A 17893-nucleotide genomic window follows, 5' to 3' on the forward strand; every position below is an offset into this window, starting at 1 on the left:
GCGGCGCGGGTGGTGGTCGCGGACGGGCCGGGCCAGGCCGTGGTCCGTGAACACCTGATGTGGTGCTGACGCAGCTGCGGATGCCCGCTGCACGCGGACGACGAGTGGCTGTTCCGGGAGTCGCGTGCGGTGAGGACGCACCTCGACAACCTCTTGGCCGAGACCGGACTCAAGGGCCGGGCGCAGGCGGTGCGTTACGCGTACGCCAAGGGTCGTGCACGGCCACCGGCAGGGGGAGTCACCTGATGGGGTGAAGAGCGCGGGGAAGAGAAGTCAGAGATCTTCCCGTTCTGTCCATCCTTGGGCATGCAGCCAAGCAACGCTCGCCCTCGCGGAGGCGGGGGTGGTGCCGAGAGTCCGGTCGGCAGTCACGACGGTCATGGTCCGGCGCCCGCCGAGGGGCCGGAACGGGTGAGGTACGACGACCCCTGGTACGACGCGCTGGCATCCGGCTGGGGCGAGTCGGCCGGCACCGACGCGCCCGCGTCAGCGGTGCCGTCGGCCCGCCAGGAGCACGCGGCACCTGCTCTCGCCGCGGCCGAGGTGTATCTGGAGGTGCAGCGCAGCGCGGCATTCCAGGAAGTGCGCCGTCGGTACCGGAGGTTCGTGGTGCCGGCGGTCGCCGTGTTCCTCGTCTGGTACCTCGCCTACGTCGTGACCGCTACCACGGCACCCGGGCTGATGGCGCGCCCCGTGGCGGGCGCGGTGAACGTGGCGATGGTGGCGGGGCTGGGCCAGTTCCTCACGACCTTCCTGTTCACCTGGGCGTACGCGCGGCACGCGCGGCTGCGCCGGGACCGCGCCGCGCTCGAACTGCGCTGGGACACCCAGGAGCTGACGCGCGGGATCCGGGGTGGTGTGTCGTGACGGGGGACCACCAGACGCTGGCGTTGTTCCTGTTCAGCATGTTCATCGCCGTCACGCTGGGGATCACGACGTGGGTGAGCCGGCACCGGCACGGTTCGGCGGAGGAGTTCTACGCGGGCGGCCGGCTCTTCTCACCCATGGAGAATGGTTTTGCCATCGCGGGCGACTACATGTCGGCCGCGTCCTTCCTCGGCATCTCCGGACTCATCGCCCTCTACGGCTACGACGGGCTGCTGTACTCGGTGGGCTTCCTCGTCGCCTGGCTCGTCGTGCTGTTCCTCGTCGCCGAACTGGTGCGCAACTGCGGGCGGTTCACCCTCGCCGACGTCGTCGCGGCACGGATGAACGAGCGGCCGGTACGGATCGCGGCGGGAACCTCCTCGGTCACCGTGTCCGTTCTGTACCTGGTGGCGCAGATGGTCGGAGCGGGCAGCCTGGTCGCGTTGCTGCTCGGGCGCACCAGCGCGGCGGCGCAGACCTGGACCGTCATCGGGGTCGGCGCGCTCATGGTGATCTATGTGTCGTTCGGAGGGATGCGGGCCACCACCTGGATTCAGATCGTCAAGGCGGTCCTGCTGCTCGGAGGCACCATCGTGCTGACCGTGCTCGTCCTCATGCGGTTCCACGGCGACTTCGACCAGCTGCTGCGCACGGCTGCGGAGCGCAGCGGTCACGGCGAAGCGTTCCTGGCCCCGGGTCTGAAATACGGCGGGGACTGGACGGCCCGCTTCGACTTCATCAGCCTGGGACTGGCCCTCGTGCTCGGCACGGCCGGGCTGCCGCACATCCTGTCCCGCTTCTACACCGTGCCCACCGCGCGGGCCGCCCGGCGCTCGGTGGTGTGGTCGATCGGACTCATCGGCGGCTTCTACCTGATGACGATCGTCCTCGGGTTCGGCGCGGCCGCGATCGTGGGACCCGAAGCGGTACGCGGATCGAACGCGGCCGGGAACACAGCCGTACCGCTCCTGGCCCTCGACGTGGGCGGCGGGGCGGACTCCACGGGAGGAACGGTTCTTTTCGCGATCGTCGCCGCCGTCGCCTTCGCCACCATCCTCGCCGTGGTCGCCGGGATCACGCTCGCCTCCTCCGCGTCCGTCGCCCACGACCTGTACGCCTCGCTGCGGCGCCCGCGTGGCAGGCCGCGCAGCGAAGTGGCCGTGGCCCGCACCGCCGCCGTCGGCATCGGGGTGGTGGCGATCGGGCTCGGTCTGCTGGCGCGCGACCTCAATGTGGCGTTCCTCGTGGGCCTCGCCTTCGCCGTCGCCGCCTCCGCCAATCTGCCGGTGTTGCTCTACTCGCTGTTCTGGCGAGGCTTCACCACCCGCGGCGCCGTCTGGGCCGTCTACGGCGGGCTGATCCCGGCCGTGATGCTGGTGCTGCTGTCGCCGGTGGTGTCGGGCAGTCCCGAATCACTGTTCCCGGGCGTCGACTTCCAGTACTTCCCGCTGCAGAACCCCGGCCTCGTCTCGATCCCCCTGGGCTTCGTCGCGGGCTGGCTCGGCACCGTCACCTCGGCGGAACAGCCCGACGAGGCCAAGCACGCGGAGACGGAGGTGCGGTCCCTCACGGGGGCGGGGGCCGCGTAGGGCCGGCGCCTTCATCGTCGTACGGCTCGGAGTCCGACCGTCGTACGGATACTCGGCCGCCGCAGCTGACGTCCTGGGGGGCCGCATCCGTATGTAGGGGCGGGCACGGTCCCTTCCCCCGCCCCCACGGCCGTGCCCTCAGGCGCGGGTCGCCCACACGTAACGGTGTTCCGGGCGGCCCGCGTCGCCGTACTTGAGGGTGAGTCGGGCCCGCCCTGTGCGCTCCAGGAGCTTCAGATAGCGCTGGGCGGTCTGGCGGCTCACCCCGGTGCGTTCGGCGATCTCCTGGGCGGACAGGGGGCCCTCGGCGCTCATGAGGGAGCGGCGTACGAGCTCCGCCGTGGTGGGGGAGTGGCCTTTGGGCAGTTCGGGTTCCGACGGCGCGGACAGGGCGCCGAAGATGCGGTCCACCTCGGCCTGCTCCGCCTCGCCACCCCCGTCGAGGGTGCGGCGGAGCTGCGCGTACGCCTCCAGCTTGGCGCGCAGGCCCGCGAAGGCGAACGGCTTGACCAGGTACTGCAGTGCGCCCTGCCGCATGGCGGCCTGCACGGTCTCGATGTCCCGCGCCGCTGTCACCATGATCACGTCGGTCTGGTGGCCGCGTCGGCGCATCTCCTGGACGACCGTGAGACCCGTCTGGTCGGGCAGGTAGTGGTCCATCAGGACGAGGTCCACGTGGGCCAGCGCCGCCAGCTGCGCCAGCGCCTCCGCCGCGCTGTGCGCCTCGCCGGCCACGTGGAAGCCCGGCACCTTCTCGACGTAGGCGGCGTTGACCCGGGCGACGCGGAGGTCGTCGTCCACGACCAGGACCTCGATCATCGGGACTCCTCCTCGGGGGCGGACAGCTGGGCCGGCCAGGCGGTGAGAGCCGGTTCCGGTTCGGGCTCTGTCAGGGCGTCGGGCAGGACGACCGTGAACTCCGCGCCCCCGCCGCCCGCCTCCCCGACCGTGGCACTGCCACCTTGCCGCTCGGCGAGCCTGCGCACCAGGGAGAGGCCGATACCGCGATTGCGATGCGCCGGCGGCTCCTTCGTGGACCAGCCGTCCGTGAAGACCAACTCGCGGTGCTCCACCGGGATGCCGGGCCCCGTGTCCCGCACTCTGAGGACGGCGGTACGTCCCTCGGTGCGCAACTCGACCTCCACGCGCGCGTGCGGTGTGCCCGCGACGGCGTCCAGGGCGTTGTCCACCAGGTTGCCGAGGATCGTGACGAGTCCGCCCGGGTCGACCAGTCGCTCCGGCAGCCGGGTGCGGTCCGCGACCCACAGGGCGACACCGCGCTCGGCGGCGACGGTCGCCTTGCCGACCAGCAGGGCGGCGAGCAGGGGGTCCTGGATCTTCTCGGTGACCTGTTCGGCGGTGGCGCGGTGGTCGCCGACGACCTCTCCGACGAACTCCACGGCGTCGTCGTACATCTCCAGTTCGAGCAGCCCCAGCAGCGTGTGCATGCGGTTGGCGTGCTCGTGGTCCTGGGCGCGCAGTGCGTCGATCAGGCCGCGCGTGGAGTCGAGTTCCCGGCCCAGTTGCTCCAGCTCGGTACGGTCGCGCAGGGTGGCGACGGCACCGCCGTCGTCCGTGGGCATGCGGTTGGTGACCAGTACGCGCTGGCCGCGCACGGTGAGCAGGTCGGTGCCCGTCACCCGGCCGGCGAGAACGTCGGCCGTCCGTCCCTCGCCGAGTGCCTCGTCCGGAGAGCGACCGACCGCCTCGTCACCGATGCCCAGCAGGCGCTGCGCCTCGTCGTTGAGGAGGCGGACGCGACCGGTGCGGTCCAGGGCGACGACGCCCTCCCGGATGCCGTGCAGCATCGCCTCTCGTTCCGCGAGCAGACCCGAGATGTCCGAGAACGCCAGATCCCGGGTCTGTCGGTGGACCCGGCGGGAGATCAGCCAGGCGGCCAGCGCGCCCACGGCCAGGGCGCCGCCCGCGTACGCGAACAGCCCCGGGATCGCGTGGATCAGCCGCGCCCGCACACTGTCGTACGGGATACCGACCGAGACCGCGCCGACGATCTTGCCGGCGCTGTCGCGCAGGGGCACCTTGCCACGCGCGGAGCGGCCCAGTGTGCCGCTGTCGATCTCCATGACCTCCTTGCCCGCCAGGGCCGGGCCGGGGTCGGTCGAGACGGTTCGGCCGACCTGGTCCGGAGTGGGGTGCGACCAGCGCACGCCCCGCCAGTCCATCACCACGACGTACTCGGCCTTGGTGGCCCTGCGGATCCGCTCCGCCGCCTCCTGGACGGGGCCGTCAGCCGTCGGAGGCGTGTTCTTGACCTCCTGGGCGATCCGCGGCTCGGCGGCCGTGGTCTGCGCGATCGCCAGCGCCCTGCGCATGGCCTGGTCGTCCAGCTGGTCGCTGAGGGGGGCGAGGAACAGACCGGTCACGAGCACCGCGACTCCCGCGGCGATCGCCAGCTGCATCAGCAGCACCTGCGAGAACGCGCGTCTCGGCAGGCCGAGACGCAGGCGACGGGAGGGGGGAGTGCGGCTCATACCCATGAAGGTACGTGGGTGCGCGCCGGCTGCCGTAGGGGGTGTGGCGTGGATTACTTGATCAACACATGTGGCAGGTGAAGCGCGTTCACTTCCGTACCGGCGCCGGTACACGCCCTACGCGCGGTCGATGCGATCGGCGGAGGCGATCACCTCAGCTCGCCAGTGCCGTCCTGGCGCCCAGTTCACGCACTGCCACCACGTCCATGCGCGCGGGCGAGCCGAGTACGGATGCCCCGCAGCTCTCCTCGCGGGGCGGCAGAGACGCGCTCTGGGCCACGACGACACGCCAGCGGCGTCCGTCCGCGTGCGCGACCGTCACCTCCCAGCGAGGGGCGGCCCCCTCCGTACGGATGACGGCGAGGGCGTCCGCCGCGTACTCGCGCACCGCCTGGCGCACGGCCAGCTCGGCCGCCTGGCCGGGCCGTTCCCAGGCGGAGCTCCCACGACACCCCTCCACCACGATCCGGCCTTCCTGGACGCTGTGCAGGACCTCCTTGACGGCATGGGCCTCGGCCCGGCCGTAGGCGTAGCCGTACGGCAGGACGAGCAGCGTCGGCGAGAAGCGATGACCACCCAGATGGGTGACCTCCCAGGCGCCCTCGACACCGGAGGCGGCCAGCTCGGCGGCGAGTGGGCGGCCGAGGAGCGCGCAGCAGCGGTCCCGCTTGCCGTTGGTGCACACGAGCGCGAGCGGCCCGCCGGTGTGGGGCCGCCCGTCGAGCGCCGCGTCGAAGCTGCTGTGGTCGCCCCTGCCGAGCGCGTCGAGGTCGAGCTCGAGCAGCCGGCGGGGATCGCAGGTGGTGGCGGCGTGCAGCCAGGCGTTCCCGGGCCGGGTGTGGGCGACGTACACCTGACGTGTGGTGGGGCTGCCGCTGTCGGCGTGCCGGCCGGGGCGGCGGATGAGCGCGACGCGTACGCCCGTGCCCTTGGCGGACGCGTCCAGCGCGCGGCCCAGCGCGGGGTCCAGGTGGCTCGAAGTGAGCGCCTTGGCACCCCAGGGGCCGGGCTGTTCCAGCAGCAGCCAGGTACTCGCCGTGGCCGCGGTCCCGGAGATGGGCTCGTCGAGCTCTCGGGAGACGGTTGAGCACGTACTCACAGAGGTGAGCCTAACCTGACTTCCCGCGCGTGACGTCCGGACGGGGGTGTGTCCTACTCCGGGAGGGGGCGCGGAGGCCTCGGACCGACGTAGTGGCCGCTCGGGCGCATGCGCAGGGGGCGTTCCCCGTACTCCTCCAGGGCGTGGGCGATCCAGCCCGCCGTACGGGCCACCGCGAAGATCGTCTCGCTCGCGGTGGCGGGCATGCCGGACGAGGCGGTGAGCACGGCGAGTGCCAGGTCGACGTTGGCGTGCAGCGGGGCGTGGCGGGCGGTGGTGGCCACGATGTCCCGGGCCGCGGCGAGGGCGGGTTCGGCCTTGGGGATCTGCTCCAGGAGACCGAACAGCGCACGCGCGCGTGGGTCCTCACCGGCGTAGAGGCGATGGCCGAGCCCCGGGATCCGGCGGCCGGCCCGCAGTTCGTCCGCGATCACCGGGGCCGCGCTGCCGTGGTCGAGCACGTCGAGCAGCAGCCGGTGGGCGAGCCCTCCGGCCGCGCCGTGCAGGGGCCCCTCGATCACGCCGAGCCCCGCGGAGACGGCCGCGTAGGCGTGTGCGCGGGCCGACGCCGCGACGCGGACGGCGAGCGTGGAGGCGGCGAGATCGTGATCGACCAGCAGGGCGAGTGCGGTGTCCAGGACGCGCAGGGACGCCTCGTCGGCGGGCCACCCGCTGAGCCGGGGCCACAGCCGGTGGGCGAGCGGGCCGCTGTCGTCCTGGTCGTGCCGGACCCGGGGCAGGGCGGCGACGAGCGTGGGGATGAGGACGCGAGCGGTGCCGAGGACGGCCTCCTCGGAGAGGTCGAAGCGGAGCGGGTCCGCAGCCGCCGCGGCGATCGCGGCGACCCGCAACCGGTCGGTGGGAGCGGTGTGCTCGGGGAGGGCGTTCACCGCGCGGCGGGCTGTGGCCACGGCTGTCTCGGGTGCCGTGAAGGTGACGCCGGGGCGCAGCTGCCCGGTCCACAGCCATTCCGCGACCTCCTCGTAGGTGTGCCGTGCGGCCATTTCGGTCGCGTCGACGCCCCGGAAGTAGTACCGGTCCGTGTCGATCAACGTGAGGCGCGTGCGTACGGAGAGTTCGCCGCTGGCGGCCCCCGGACTCCCGCCGCCGTCCCGCCGGTTTCGCCGGGCGAGCGCCTCCACCTCCTTGGCGTCGAAGGTGCTGCCCCGTCCGCCCGGCACGCGACGGCTGGTGAGCTGTCCGCGGCTCACGTAGGCGTAGACGGTCTCGGGCTTCACACCCAGGAGTTCGGCGGCCTCCTTCGTGCTCAGCCGCTGTCCGGCGGGGCCTGGGAGGGGTTCTTGATCGCGCATAGGACGTCACCGTATCCGCAGCTTGGCTCATTGATCGGACATTGAACCAATACATTGATTCAATCAATATTGACAGGAATTCAGTCAACCATGGACAGTCGGATCAAGTCGAGGGAGGAATCATGTCCGACAACAGGTCCACAGCCACACTGATCGACGTGCCACGGGGGCTCGCGGGTGTCGTGGTCACCGACACCGAGATCGGTGACGTGCGAGGACGCGAGGGCTTCTATCACTACCGCCAGTACTCGGCCGTCGAACTCGCGAAGACCCGCAACTTCGAGGACGTCTGGCATCTCCTGGTTCACGGCGAACTGCCGGACGCCGAGCGTTCCGCCGCCTTCGCCGCCGAGACGGCCGGACTGCGGCGGCTGCCCGGCGCGGTACGGGCCGCGCTGCCCGGCATCGCCGCCGCGGGCGCGGACTCCGGTCCGCTCGCCGGCATGCGCACCGCGCTGTCACTGCTCGGCTCGGCAAAGGGTTTCCGTCCGGTGTACGACCTGGACGCGGACCGGCGTCGCGCGGACACCGTCGTCGCGGCGGCGGCCGTACCCACGCTGCTCACCGCGCTGCACCGGCTGGGTGCCGGGCTCGAGCCGGTGGAACCGCGCGAGGACCTGTCGTACGCGGCGAACTACCTCTACATGCTGACCGGTTCGGAGCCGGAGCCCGCGCGGGCCCGGGCGGTCGAGCAGTACTTGATATCAACCATTGATCACGGGTTCAACGCATCAACCTTCACGGCGCGGGTCATCGCGTCGACCGGTGCCGACGTGGCGGCGTGTCTCGTGGGAGCGGTGGGGGCGCTGTCCGGGCCGCTCCACGGAGGCGCGCCCAGTCGTGCGCTGGACACCCTGGACGAGATCGGGACACCCGACCGCATCGACTCCTGGATCCGCGAGCGGGTCCTGGCCGGAGAACGCATCATGGGCTTCGGCCACGCGATCTACCGCACGGAGGACCCCCGTTCCCGGATGCTGCGCGAGATCGCCCAGGGGTTCGGCGGTCCCCGCGTCCACTTCGCGGTAGAGGTCGAGCGCCACGTCGAGCGGATCCTCGCGGAACTGAAGCCGGGCCGGGAACTGCACACCAACGTCGAGTTCTACGCGGGCGTGGTCATGGAGCTGTGCGGCCTGCCCCGGGAGATGTTCACGCCGACGTTCGCGGCGGCACGGATGGTGGGCTGGAGCGCCAACCTCCTGGAGCAGGCGGCGGACTCGAAGATCATCAGGCCGGTGGCGCGGTATGTGGGGCCGGGGGCGCCGGTGGCTGTGCCCGTGGAGGCCTGACGGCACCGGATGCTCGGCACCGTAGATCACCTGAGGCCCGGCACCGAACGGTGCCGGACCCGGGAGCGGTACTCACACTTCAGGAATGCCCATGGTCAGGAAGGCCGCGCGCGAAGTCTCACGCGTCGGGGATGTCGGCCTTGGCGCGGATCAGCGTGTCTCGGGTGATGACCACGATGCGCTCGTAGTCCGCGCGCGAGGCGTCGGCGGGGAGGTCGGGATCGAGGGAGTCCGTGGCGTCCCTGCCGATGACGGCGAAACTTCCGTCGGCCAATTCGAAGATGTCCGGGCAGTTGCCTCCCCCTGTGCTCCCCCTGTCGCACGGAGGTACACCGATCCGACGGATGATCTGACTCACTGTTGCTTCCCTCTGGTCCACGGCTGACGAGTGCACACGACGGCTGCGGCGTACGAAGCAGCCTTGTGGGGTGCGCTCGTCATCCGGCGGCGTGAGTGACGCCTTGTGGGGTCGCTCTACGCGATCAGGCGTGAGTCAACCCCAGTGGCACAGGAGTCAACTGGGAACTTGACCTGTTCGTTATGGCCCGAGGGTGTGATTTCCTCGGCGGCGCGCCCTACTCGCCCGGCGGCTCTCCCACCACCCACCACTCGTCGATGTCCGCCTCGTCGAGCTGCCGCAGGAGGTCGTCGACCATATGGCCCAGTTCGGCCTCGTCGGAGCCCTCGGGGAGGGTGGCCCGTTGCCCACGCGTGGCGAACCAGTACTCCCTCACCACCGGGTTCTGCAGGAGACCTCGCATACGGCCGAAGACCTCGTCGCGGCTGAGATTGCCGATCCGGTAGTAGAAGAGCAGATTCGTGTACAGCGCGTTGGCGAACAGGTACTGGCGGCGTTTGCGCTGCGACGCGGGCACCTCGAAGATGTCCAGGACCTCGGCCAGCTCCGGGCTGTCGATGGCCTTGCTCAGCAGTTCCCAGTGCAGGTGTTGCTGGTTGGCCAGGTTGGTTTGGCGTTGGCTGTGGGACACCTGTTTCTCCAGGTGGTCCAGCCGTTCGCGCATTGAGCGGAGCGTGCGGTGCTGTGCGGACAGGGCGGTGAGAGCTCCGGTCACCAGGCCCAGGCCGGCTGCCAGTGGTGTGGCGAACCCCCGTGTTCCACTCTTCCGTGTGGCCATGTCAACCCCCGAATCAGGCGGCCGTCCGCCGGTCGTCGGGGTGCGGGTCGACTGAAGGGGACCGGCGAGCGGAGGGCGGCGCTTGTCTCCCAGAGTGCCGAGCGGCTCTGATCGGCGGGGGAGGCGGAGAGGAGGCGCACGGAGGGAAGCGAGGGTCGCACGAACCGGCGCCTTCCCCAACGTCTGCCCCGCAAGAGCTGCTAACAATCGTTCACTCAGCGGTGATTCTTCCGGCTCGTATCCTGGGTGGGCATTCAATCCTCGTGCGTGCGCAGGCGGACAGTCCGGCGTACGCGGTGGCGTGAGAGAGGTAGCGCGTTGAGCCGTAGCCCGCAGCAGATCCCGGTTGTCGTCCTGGCCGGATTCCTCGGCTCAGGCAAGACCACACTGCTCAACCACCTCCTCCACCGCAGCGGAGGGAGCCGCATCGGCGCCGTCGTCAACGACTTCGGTGCCATCGAGATCGACGCGATGGCCGTCGCCGGTGCCCTCGGCGACTCCACCGTCTCCCTGGGGAACGGATGTCTGTGCTGCGCCGTCGACACCAGTGAGCTGGACGAGTACCTGGAGCGGCTCGCACAGCCCTCTCTGGGCATCGACGTCATCGTGATCGAGGCCAGCGGGCTCGCCGAACCCCGGGAACTCGTGCGCATGGTGCTCGCCAGCGAGCATCCCGGCATCGTGTACGGCGGGCTGGTCGAGGTCGTCGACGCCGCCGAGTTCGACGACACCCGCGCGCGGCATCCCGAGATCGACCGGCACCTCGCCCTCGCCGACCTCGTCGTCGTCAACAAGCTCGACCGGGCCGAGGACGGGGAGCGGGTGATCGGGCTGGTCCGCTCCCTCGTCGACCGGGCCGCCGTGGTGCCCGCGCGCTACGGCCGCATCGATCCCGAGTTCCTCTTCGACTGCCGGCCGAGCGAGGAGCGCCTCGGACAGCTGTCCTTCGACGACCTGCACCACCACGGGGAGCACGACCACCCCGGGCACGAACACCGCGACCATCTGCACACCGGCTACGACAGCCTGTCCTTCGTCTCCGAAGTCCCCCTCGACCCTCGCCTGTTGATGCGGTTCCTCGACAGCAGGCCCGAGGGGCTGTACCGGATCAAGGGGTATGTCGACTTCGGGCCGTACGACCCCGCGAACCGCTACTGCGTGCACGCCGTCGGGCGGTTCCTCCGCTTCTACCCGGAACCCTGGGCACCGGCCGACGACCGCCGCACGCAGCTGGTGCTCATCGGCTCCGGCATCGACGTTCCGGTCCTCGGCAAGGAGCTGGAGGCGTGCAAGAGCGACGCCCCACACGCCGACGAGCGGGGCATGTGGGGCGTTCTGCGCTACGTGCGGGAACCGGAGGAAGGGGCCGAAGAGGCCTTCGAGGAGGCCTAGACCGGCCCGGCCACCACCGCGACCGTCTTCGCCAGCGAGACGCCCGATCCGTCGCGGCGCGGGTCCATCTCCGGGAGGTCCGCCGGGGTGCCGTTCTTCTGCGCCGCCTTCGCCGGGACGGGCCCGGCCCAGGCCAGGGACAGACAGTCCTCGCCCTTCAGGAAACGCTGGCAGCGGACGCCACCGGTGGCACGGCCCTTGCGCGGGTACTGGTCGAACGGGGTCAGCTTGGCCGTCGTCTGCACGGAGTCGTCCAGCGTGCCGCGTGAGCCCGCCACCGTGAACACCACCGCGTCCGCGGCGGGGTCGACGGCGGTGAAGGAGATCACCTTCGCGCCCTCGGTGAGCTTGATGCCCGTCATGCCACCGGCCGGACGGCCCTGCGGACGGACCTGGGAGGCCTGGTAGCGCAGCAGTTGGGCGTCGTCCGTGATGAAGATCAGATCCTCCTCGCCGGTGCGCAGCTCCACAGCGCCGACGATCCGGTCGCCCTCCTTGAGGGTGATGACCTCCAGCTCCCCCTTGTTGGCCGGATAGTCGGGGACCACCCGCTTGACGACACCCTGTGCGGTGCCGATCGCCAGACCGGGAGAGGACTCGTCGAGCGTGGTCAGGCAGACCACCGTCTCGTCGCCCTCCAGCGAGACGAACTCCGCCAGCGGGGCGCCGCCCGAGAGGTTCGGAGCCGTCACGGTGTCCGGGAGCTGGGGCAGGTCCACCACGTTCACCCTGAGCAGACGGCCGGAGGACGTCACCACGCCCACCTCGCCGCGCGCCGTCGCGGGCACCGCCGAAATGATCACGTCGTGCTTGGTGCGCCGGGCGTCGGGGTCCTGTGGGAACGGCTCGCCGTTCGCGGTGCGGGCCAGCAGGCCCGTCGAGGAGAGCAGGACGCGACAGGGGTCGTCGGCCACCTGGAGCGGCACGGTGGCCACGGTGGTACCGGCCGACTCCAGCAGGACCGTACGCCGCTCGGTGCCGAACTTCTTCGCCACCGCGGCCAGTTCGGCGGAGACGAGCTTGCGCAGCTCGGCGTCCGAGTCCAGGATCCGGGTCAGCTCCGCGATCTCCGCGTTCAGCCGCTCCTTCTCGGACTCCAGCTCGATGCGGTCGAACCTGGTGAGGCGGCGCAGCGGGGTGTCGAGGATGTACTGGGTCTGGATCTCCGACAGCGAGAACCGCTCCATCAGGCGCTGCTTGGCCTCGGCGGAGTTGTCACTGGAGCGGATGAGGCGGATGACCTCGTCGATGTCCACCAGCGCGGTGAGCAGGCCCTCGACCAGGTGCAGCCGGTCGCGCTTCTTGCCGCGACGGAACTCGCTGCGGCGGCGCACGACCTCGAAGCGGTGGTCGAGGTAGACCTCCAGGAGCTCCTTGAGACCGAGGGTGAGGGGCTGGCCGTCCACCAGCGCCACGTTGTTGACGCCGAAGGACTCCTCCATGGGCGTCAGCTTGTACAGCTGCTCCAGGACCGCCTCCGGCACGAAGCCGTTCTTGATCTCGATGACCAGCCGCAGGCCGTGCGCGCGGTCGGTGAGGTCCTTGACGTCGGCGATGCCCTGGAGCTTCTTCGAGCCGACCAGGTCCTTGATCTTGGCGATGACCTTCTCGGGGCCGACGGTGAACGGCAGCTCGGTGACGACCAGGCCCTTGCGGCGGGCCGTCACGTTCTCCACCGAGACCGTCGCGCGGATCTTGAAGGTGCCGCGGCCCGTCTCGTACGCGTCCCGGATGCCGGAGAGGCCGACGATACGGCCGCCGGTCGGCAGGTCGGGACCGGGGATGTGCCGCATCAGGGTCTCGAGGTCCGCGTTCGGGTGGCGGATCAGGTGGCGGGCGGCCGCGATGACCTCGGCCAGGTTGTGCGGCGGCATGTTCGTGGCCATACCGACCGCGATGCCCGAGGCGCCGTTCACCAGGAGGTTCGGGAAGGCCGCGGGCAGCGCCGCCGGCTCCTGCTCCTGGCCGTCGTAGTTGGGCGCGAAGTCGACCGTGTCCTCGTCGATGGACTCCGTCATCAGACTCGCGGCCTCGGCCGCGCGGCACTCGGTGTACCGCATGGCGGCGGGCGGGTCGTCGTTGCCCAACGATCCGAAGTTGCCGTGGCCGTCGACCAGCGGGACGCGCATCGAGAAGGGCTGGGCCATGCGCACCAGGGCGTCGTAGATCGACGCGTCGCCGTGCGGGTGCAGCTTGCCCATGACCTCGCCGACGACACGGGCGCACTTCACGTAGCCGCGCTCGGGACGCAGGCCCATCTCGTTCATCTGGTACACGATGCGGCGATGCACCGGCTTGAGGCCGTCGCGGGCGTCCGGCAGGGCGCGGGAGTAGATGACCGAGTACGCGTACTCGAGGAAGGAGCCCTGCATCTCGTCGACGACGTCGATGTCGAGGATCTTCTCCTCGTACGAGTCGTCGGGCGGCGGGGTCTTCGTGCTGCGGCGGGCCATCGCTGCCGGCTCCTTGCTGGGGCGTGTGACGGGATCTGACGCGGACCATTGTGGACCGTGGCACTGACAGCGTGGGCCGGGACCCGGCGTCGGCCGTCGGGCCTGCCTGGAGAGGCACCGCCTCCACGGATGTGCGCAGGCTACGCGATCTCGCTGACGGCGTACGCGGTCCGGGAACTTCGCCGACCGTCCACGCGCTTGCATACAGTGGCAGGACCGGCAGGAAAACCGCGGTTTCAGCGACCGCGACCGCGATCGAAGGGACGTACATGCCCATGGGTCACACGGCTACAGCCCAGGCAGGCTCAGGGGGCCTGACAGCGACCGAGCACCGTCTGGCCAACGGTCTGCGCGTGGTGCTCTCGGAGGACCACCTGACCCCGGTCGCGGCGGTGTGCCTCTGGTACGACGTCGGCTCGCGCCACGAAGTCAAGGGCCGTACGGGCCTTGCTCACCTTTTCGAGCACCTCATGTTCCAGGGCTCCGGCCAGGTGAAGGGCAACGGCCACTTCGAACTGGTCCAGGGCGCCGGCGGCTCGCTCAACGGCACCACCAGCTTCGAGCGCACCAACTACTTCGAGACCATGCCCGCCCACCAGCTGGAGCTCGCCCTCTGGCTGGAGGCCGACCGCATGGGCTCGCTGCTGGCCGCCCTGGACGACGAGTCGATGGAGAACCAGCGGGACGTCGTCAAGAACGAGCGCCGGCAGCGCTACGACAACGTGCCCTACGGCACGGCGTTCGAGAAGCTCACCGCCCTCGCCTACCCGGAGGGCCACCCTTACCACCACACCCCGATCGGCTCGATGGCCGACCTGGACGCGGCCACCCTGGAGGACGCGCGCGCGTTCTTCCGCACGTACTACGCGCCCAACAACGCCGTCCTGTCGGTCGTCGGCGACATCGACCCGGAGCAGACGCTCGCCTGGGTCGAGAAGTACTTCGGCTCGATCGCCGGCCACGACGGCAAGCCCGCCCCCCGCGACGGCTCGCTGCCGGAGGTCATCGGCGAGCAACTGCGCGAGATCGTGGAGGAAGAGGTCCCCGCGCGCGCGTTGATGGCCGCCTACCGGCTCCCGGAGGACGGCACGCGCGCGTGCGACGCCGTCGACCTGGCCCTCACCGTCCTCGGTGGTGGCGAGTCGTCCCGCCTCTACAACCGGCTGGTGCGGCGCGACCGCACGGCGGTGGCGGCCGGCTTCGGCCTGCTGCGACTGGCCGGGGCGCCCTCCCTGGGCTGGCTGGACGTGAAGACCTCCGGGGACGTCGAGGTACCGGTCATCGAGGCCGCCATCGACGAGGAGCTCGCCCGGTTCGCCGCGGAGGGCCCCACGGCCGAGGAGATGGAGCGCGCCCAGGCCCAGTTGGAGCGCGAGTGGCTGGACCGGCTCGGCACGGTCGCGGGCCGCGCCGACGAACTGTGCCGGTACGCCGTCCTGTTCGGTGACCCGCAGCTGGCCCTGACCGCCGTGCAGCGGGTGCTGGAGGTGACCGCCGAGGAGGTCCAGGAGGTCGCCAAGGCCCGTCTGCGCCCCGACAACCGCGCGGTGCTCGTCTACGAGCCGATCACCCCCGAAGCCACCGCCGACCAGGACGAGAACGAGGAGGCGGCCCGGTGACCGAGCTCGCCACGATGGACTTCCACCCCCAGCCCCAGGCGGGCGAGGCCAAGCCCTGGGCGTTCCCGGCGCCGCAGCGGGGCACGCTCGACAACGGACTGACGGTCCTGCGCTGTCACCGCCCCGGCCAGCAGGTCGTCGCCGTCGAGGTGTGCCTCGACGCGCCCCTGGAGGCAGAGCCGGCCGGTCTGGACGGCGTCGCCACGATCATGGCCCGGGCCTTCTCCGAGGGAACGGACAAGCACTCCGCCGAGGAGTTCGCCGCCGAGCTGGAGCGCTGCGGCGCCACCCTCGACGCACACGCGGACCACCCCGGTGTCCGGCTCTCCCTCGAAGTCCCGGTCTCGCGCCTGGCCAAGGCGCTCGGCCTGCTCGCCGATGCCCTCAGGGCGCCCGCGTTCGCGGACAGCGAGGTCGAGCGCCTGGTGCGCAACCGTCTGGACGAGATCCCGCACGAGCTGGCCAACCCCTCCCGGCGGGCCGCCAAGGAGCTCTCCAAGGAGCTGTTCCCGGCCACCTCGCGCATGTCGCGCCCGCGCCAGGGCACCGAGGAGACGGTCGAGAGCATCGACTCCGCGGCCGTACGCGGCTTCTACGAGAAGCACGTCCGCCCCGCGACCGCCACCGTCGTGGTCGTCGGCGACCTCACCGGCATCGACCTCGACGCGCTGCTGGGCGACACCCTCGGCTCCTGGACCGGCTCCTCGGCGGAGTCCCGTCCGGTGCCTCCGGTGACCGCCGACGACACCGGCAGGGTCGTCATCGTGGACCGCCCCGGTGCCGTCCAGACGCAGCTGCTGATCGGCCGTATCGGCCCCGACCGGCACGACCGGGTCTGGCCCGCGCAGGTGCTCGGCACGTACTGCCTGGGTGGCACCCTCACCTCCCGCCTGGACCGCGTCCTGCGCGAGGAGAAGGGCTACACCTACGGCGTGCGGGCGTTCGGGCAGGTCATGCGCTCCGCCCCGGACGGCACCGGTGCCGCGATGCTGGCCATCAGCGGCTCCGTCGACACGCCGAACACGGGCCCCGCTCTGCAGGACCTGTGGACGGTGCTGCGCACGCTCGCCGAGGGCGGTCTCACCGACGCCGAACGCGATGTCGCCGTGCAGAACCTCGTCGGGGTGGCGCCGCTGAAGTACGAGACCGCCGCGGCCGTGGCGAGCACCCTGGCCGACCAGGTCGAGCAGCACCTGCCGGACGACTTCCAGGCCACGCTGTACCGGCAGCTCGCGGCGACCGGCACCGTCGAGGCCACCGCGGCTGCGGTGAGTGCCTTCCCCATCGACCGGCTGGTGACCGTCCTCGTGGGTGACGCGGCGCAGATCAGGGAGCCCGTCGAGGCGCTCGGCGTCGGTGAAGTCACGGTCGTGACGGCCGAGTAGAGCCACGCGCGCGTGGGGCCCTGGCGACTGAAGAGTCACCAGGGCCCCTTTATGTCCGAATTGAGGGAGAGGTTGCCTGTCTGCCCTGTGGCATGCGCTACAAAAGCCTTGATCCGTTTGAGGATTGAAAGTGGCCCCGTTTAGCGTCATGCGGGCTGTTCGTCAGGCAGTGCGCCGCACCCGCGGCACCGGACAGTCATCGCCGAGTCCCCACATGGCGCGAGCCAGGGGAGCCGGGGACCCAAACCAAGAGTCCCTGGGGTGAATCGGACGCCCGCGCGCACCGCGAGGGGGTCCGTAGGAGACCTTCCTGCTCCGAACCCGTCAGCTAACCCGGTAGGCGAGAAGGAAGGAAAGGACCAGCCACCACATGGCGTTCACCTGCGCCACCGGGAAGCACCGTCGTCCCAGCCGGATCAAGCGCACCACTGCCCGCGCCGCGGGCGTCGCGGCGCTCGCCACCACCGGCGTCGTCGGCACCCTGGCCGCTCCGGCGCTCGCCGCCGAACCCGCCGCCGCCGAGCAGACCGGTCTCACCCCCGTCATCACCATCGGCGAGTCGGTCGCCGACCAGATCGACGCCCAGGCCGCCGCGCAGAAGCAGGCGGCAGAGGTGGCCGAGGCGAAGAAGAAGGCCGAGGAGGCCGCGCGCAAGAAGGCCGCCGCCGAGGCCAAGAAGGAGCGCGAGGCCAAGGAGCGCGCCGCCCGCGAGGCCGAGCGCAAGCGCCTCAACGCGTACGTCTCCCCGATCCCCGGCTCGTACGTCTCGACCGGCTACAAGGCCGGCGGCGCCGTCTGGTCGTCCGGCAGCCACACCGGCGTCGACTTCCACGCGGCGAGCGGCACCTCCGTCCACGCGGTCGGCTCGGGCACGGTCGTCGAGGCCGGCTGGGGCGGCTCGTACGGCAACAACGTCGTCATCAAGATGAACGACGGAACGTACACCCAGTACGGTCACCTGTCGTCCATCGGTGTCTCCGTCGGCGAGACGGTCACTCCGGGCCGGCAGATAGGCCTGTCCGGCGCCACCGGCAACGTCACCGGCCCGCACCTGCACTTCGAGGCCCGTATGACCGCGGAGTACGGCTCCGACATCGACCCGGTCTCCTATCTCCGCTCGCACGGTGTGAGCGTCTGACGCTCACGCGCGCGTCCCGCGGACGTCCGGCGGAACCGCCTTCCGACGTCCCGCCTCCCGAAGCCCTGGCTCCCGAGCCGGGGCTTTCGGCGTTTCCGGGGGCCGGGTGTCCAAAAAATAT

14 protein-coding genes, 1 pseudogene and 1 riboswitch are annotated in these 17893 nt (G+C 70.9%); of the genes and pseudogenes, 8 read left to right on the forward strand and 7 right to left on the reverse strand.

The window, feature by feature from the left end; genetic code table 11:
- Nucleotides 1-129: 129 nt before the first annotated feature.
- The 3 genes and pseudogenes from AQJ84_RS44560 to AQJ84_RS38590 all read left to right on the forward strand — a co-directional run.
- Nucleotides 130-246 (forward strand): annotated as a pseudogene (locus AQJ84_RS44560) (DNA-binding response regulator); the annotation flags it as partial.
- 60 nt (nt 247-306) lie between these two features.
- On the forward strand, nt 307-867 hold the full coding sequence (locus AQJ84_RS38585; protein ID WP_030038959.1) for a DUF485 domain-containing protein: 561 nt from the start codon (nt 307-309) through the stop codon (nt 865-867).
- The gene (locus tag AQJ84_RS38590; RefSeq protein ID WP_030038960.1) at nt 864-2456 is read left to right on the forward strand and encodes a solute symporter family protein; all 1593 of its coding nucleotides are present in this window, start codon (nt 864-866) and stop codon (nt 2454-2456) included. The genes AQJ84_RS38585 and AQJ84_RS38590 overlap by 4 nt, the downstream gene beginning before the upstream one ends.
- Nucleotides 2457-2594: 138 nt before the next feature.
- Here the strand turns inward: AQJ84_RS38590 and AQJ84_RS38595 are convergent, their stop codons facing one another.
- The 4 genes from AQJ84_RS38595 to AQJ84_RS38610 all read right to left on the reverse strand — a co-directional run bounded on the left by AQJ84_RS38595 (nt 2595) and on the right by AQJ84_RS38610 (nt 7360).
- Nucleotides 2595-3275, reverse strand: coding sequence for a response regulator (locus tag AQJ84_RS38595; RefSeq protein WP_030038961.1), 681 nt, complete (start codon nt 3273-3275; stop codon nt 2595-2597).
- Nucleotides 3272-4948 carry an ATP-binding protein gene (locus AQJ84_RS38600; protein ID WP_030038962.1) on the reverse strand — a complete coding sequence of 559 codons (1677 nt, stop codon included), beginning with the start codon at nt 4946-4948 and terminating at the stop codon, nt 3272-3274. The genes AQJ84_RS38595 and AQJ84_RS38600 overlap by 4 nt, the downstream gene beginning before the upstream one ends.
- Before the next feature lie 154 nt (nt 4949-5102).
- Nucleotides 5103-6047: a sucrase ferredoxin gene (locus AQJ84_RS38605; RefSeq protein ID WP_053190918.1), complete on the reverse strand. Its 945-nt coding sequence runs from the start codon at nt 6045-6047 to the stop codon at nt 5103-5105.
- Between the two features lie 53 nt (nt 6048-6100).
- Complete coding sequence (locus AQJ84_RS38610) at nt 6101-7360, reverse strand: citrate synthase (RefSeq protein WP_053190921.1); 1260 nt, start codon at nt 7358-7360, stop codon at nt 6101-6103.
- A 122-nt stretch (nt 7361-7482) separates the two neighbouring features.
- Here AQJ84_RS38610 and AQJ84_RS38615 point away from each other — a divergent pair, with 122 nt between their 5' ends.
- Nucleotides 7483-8649: a citrate synthase/methylcitrate synthase gene (locus AQJ84_RS38615; protein WP_053190924.1), complete on the forward strand. Its 1167-nt coding sequence runs from the start codon at nt 7483-7485 to the stop codon at nt 8647-8649.
- Nucleotides 8650-8767: 118 nt separating this feature from the next.
- Here the strand turns inward: AQJ84_RS38615 and AQJ84_RS38620 are convergent, their stop codons facing one another.
- Nucleotides 8768-9007, reverse strand: coding sequence for a hypothetical protein (locus tag AQJ84_RS38620; protein WP_030038967.1), 240 nt, complete (start codon nt 9005-9007; stop codon nt 8768-8770).
- 217 nt (nt 9008-9224) lie between these two features.
- Nucleotides 9225-9785 (reverse strand): DUF6082 family protein, encoded by a 561-nt coding sequence (locus tag AQJ84_RS38625; RefSeq protein ID WP_030038968.1) that lies wholly within the window; start codon nt 9783-9785, stop codon nt 9225-9227.
- Between the two features lie 318 nt (nt 9786-10103).
- Between AQJ84_RS38625 and AQJ84_RS38630 the strand changes: the two genes are divergently transcribed.
- A complete protein-coding gene (locus AQJ84_RS38630) occupies nt 10104-11177 on the forward strand; it encodes a CobW family GTP-binding protein (RefSeq protein ID WP_030038969.1) in 1074 nt (357 codons plus the stop codon).
- Here AQJ84_RS38630 and AQJ84_RS38635 read toward each other — a convergent pair.
- The gene (locus AQJ84_RS38635; RefSeq protein WP_053190928.1) at nt 11174-13630 is read right to left on the reverse strand and encodes a DNA gyrase/topoisomerase IV subunit A; all 2457 of its coding nucleotides are present in this window, start codon (nt 13628-13630) and stop codon (nt 11174-11176) included. The two genes, AQJ84_RS38630 and AQJ84_RS38635, sit on opposite strands and share 4 nt — an antisense overlap.
- A gap of 269 nt (nt 13631-13899) precedes the next feature.
- Here AQJ84_RS38635 and AQJ84_RS38640 point away from each other — a divergent pair, with 269 nt between their 5' ends.
- The 3 genes from AQJ84_RS38640 to AQJ84_RS38650 all read left to right on the forward strand — a co-directional run bounded on the left by AQJ84_RS38640 (nt 13900) and on the right by AQJ84_RS38650 (nt 17772).
- Nucleotides 13900-15249 carry a M16 family metallopeptidase gene (locus AQJ84_RS38640; protein WP_053190931.1) on the forward strand — a complete coding sequence of 450 codons (1350 nt, stop codon included), beginning with the start codon at nt 13900-13902 and terminating at the stop codon, nt 15247-15249.
- Nucleotides 15246-16634: a M16 family metallopeptidase gene (locus AQJ84_RS38645; protein WP_030038970.1), complete on the forward strand. Its 1389-nt coding sequence runs from the start codon at nt 15246-15248 to the stop codon at nt 16632-16634. Before AQJ84_RS38640 ends, AQJ84_RS38645 begins: the two co-directional genes overlap by 4 nt.
- Before the next feature lie 190 nt (nt 16635-16824).
- A riboswitch (cyclic di-AMP (ydaO/yuaA leader) is annotated at nt 16825-16991 on the forward strand.
- 13 nt (nt 16992-17004) lie between these two features.
- Nucleotides 17005-17772, forward strand: a complete 768-nt coding sequence (locus AQJ84_RS38650; RefSeq protein WP_030038971.1) for a M23 family metallopeptidase — start codon at nt 17005-17007, stop codon at nt 17770-17772.
- Nucleotides 17773-17893: the final 121 nt, after the last annotated feature.

Origin of the sequence: Streptomyces resistomycificus, from assembly GCF_001514265.1 — a bacterium.
GTDB lineage: Bacteria > Actinomycetota > Actinomycetes > Streptomycetales > Streptomycetaceae > Streptomyces > Streptomyces resistomycificus.

What these genes read in the sequence shown, in the direction of transcription:
- AQJ84_RS38585 (WP_030038959.1), top strand. Translation starts at nt 307, where the DNA reads ATGCAGCCAAGCAACGCTCGCCCTCGCGGAGGCGGGGGTGGTGCCGAG.
- AQJ84_RS38595 (WP_030038961.1), bottom strand. Translation starts at nt 3,275, where the DNA reads ATGATCGAGGTCCTGGTCGTGGACGACGACCTCCGCGTCGCCCGGGTC.
- AQJ84_RS38600 (WP_030038962.1), bottom strand. Translation starts at nt 4,948, where the DNA reads ATGAGCCGCACTCCCCCCTCCCGTCGCCTGCGTCTCGGCCTGCCGAGA.
- AQJ84_RS38610 (WP_053190921.1), bottom strand. Translation starts at nt 7,360, where the DNA reads ATGCGCGATCAAGAACCCCTCCCAGGCCCCGCCGGACAGCGGCTGAGC.
- AQJ84_RS38615 (WP_053190924.1), top strand. Translation starts at nt 7,483, where the DNA reads ATGTCCGACAACAGGTCCACAGCCACACTGATCGACGTGCCACGGGGG.
- AQJ84_RS38625 (WP_030038968.1), bottom strand. Translation starts at nt 9,785, where the DNA reads ATGGCCACACGGAAGAGTGGAACACGGGGGTTCGCCACACCACTGGCA.
- AQJ84_RS38635 (WP_053190928.1), bottom strand. Translation starts at nt 13,630, where the DNA reads ATGGCCCGCCGCAGCACGAAGACCCCGCCGCCCGACGACTCGTACGAG.
- AQJ84_RS38640 (WP_053190931.1), top strand. Translation starts at nt 13,900, where the DNA reads ATGCCCATGGGTCACACGGCTACAGCCCAGGCAGGCTCAGGGGGCCTG.
- AQJ84_RS38650 (WP_030038971.1), top strand. Translation starts at nt 17,005, where the DNA reads ATGGCGTTCACCTGCGCCACCGGGAAGCACCGTCGTCCCAGCCGGATC.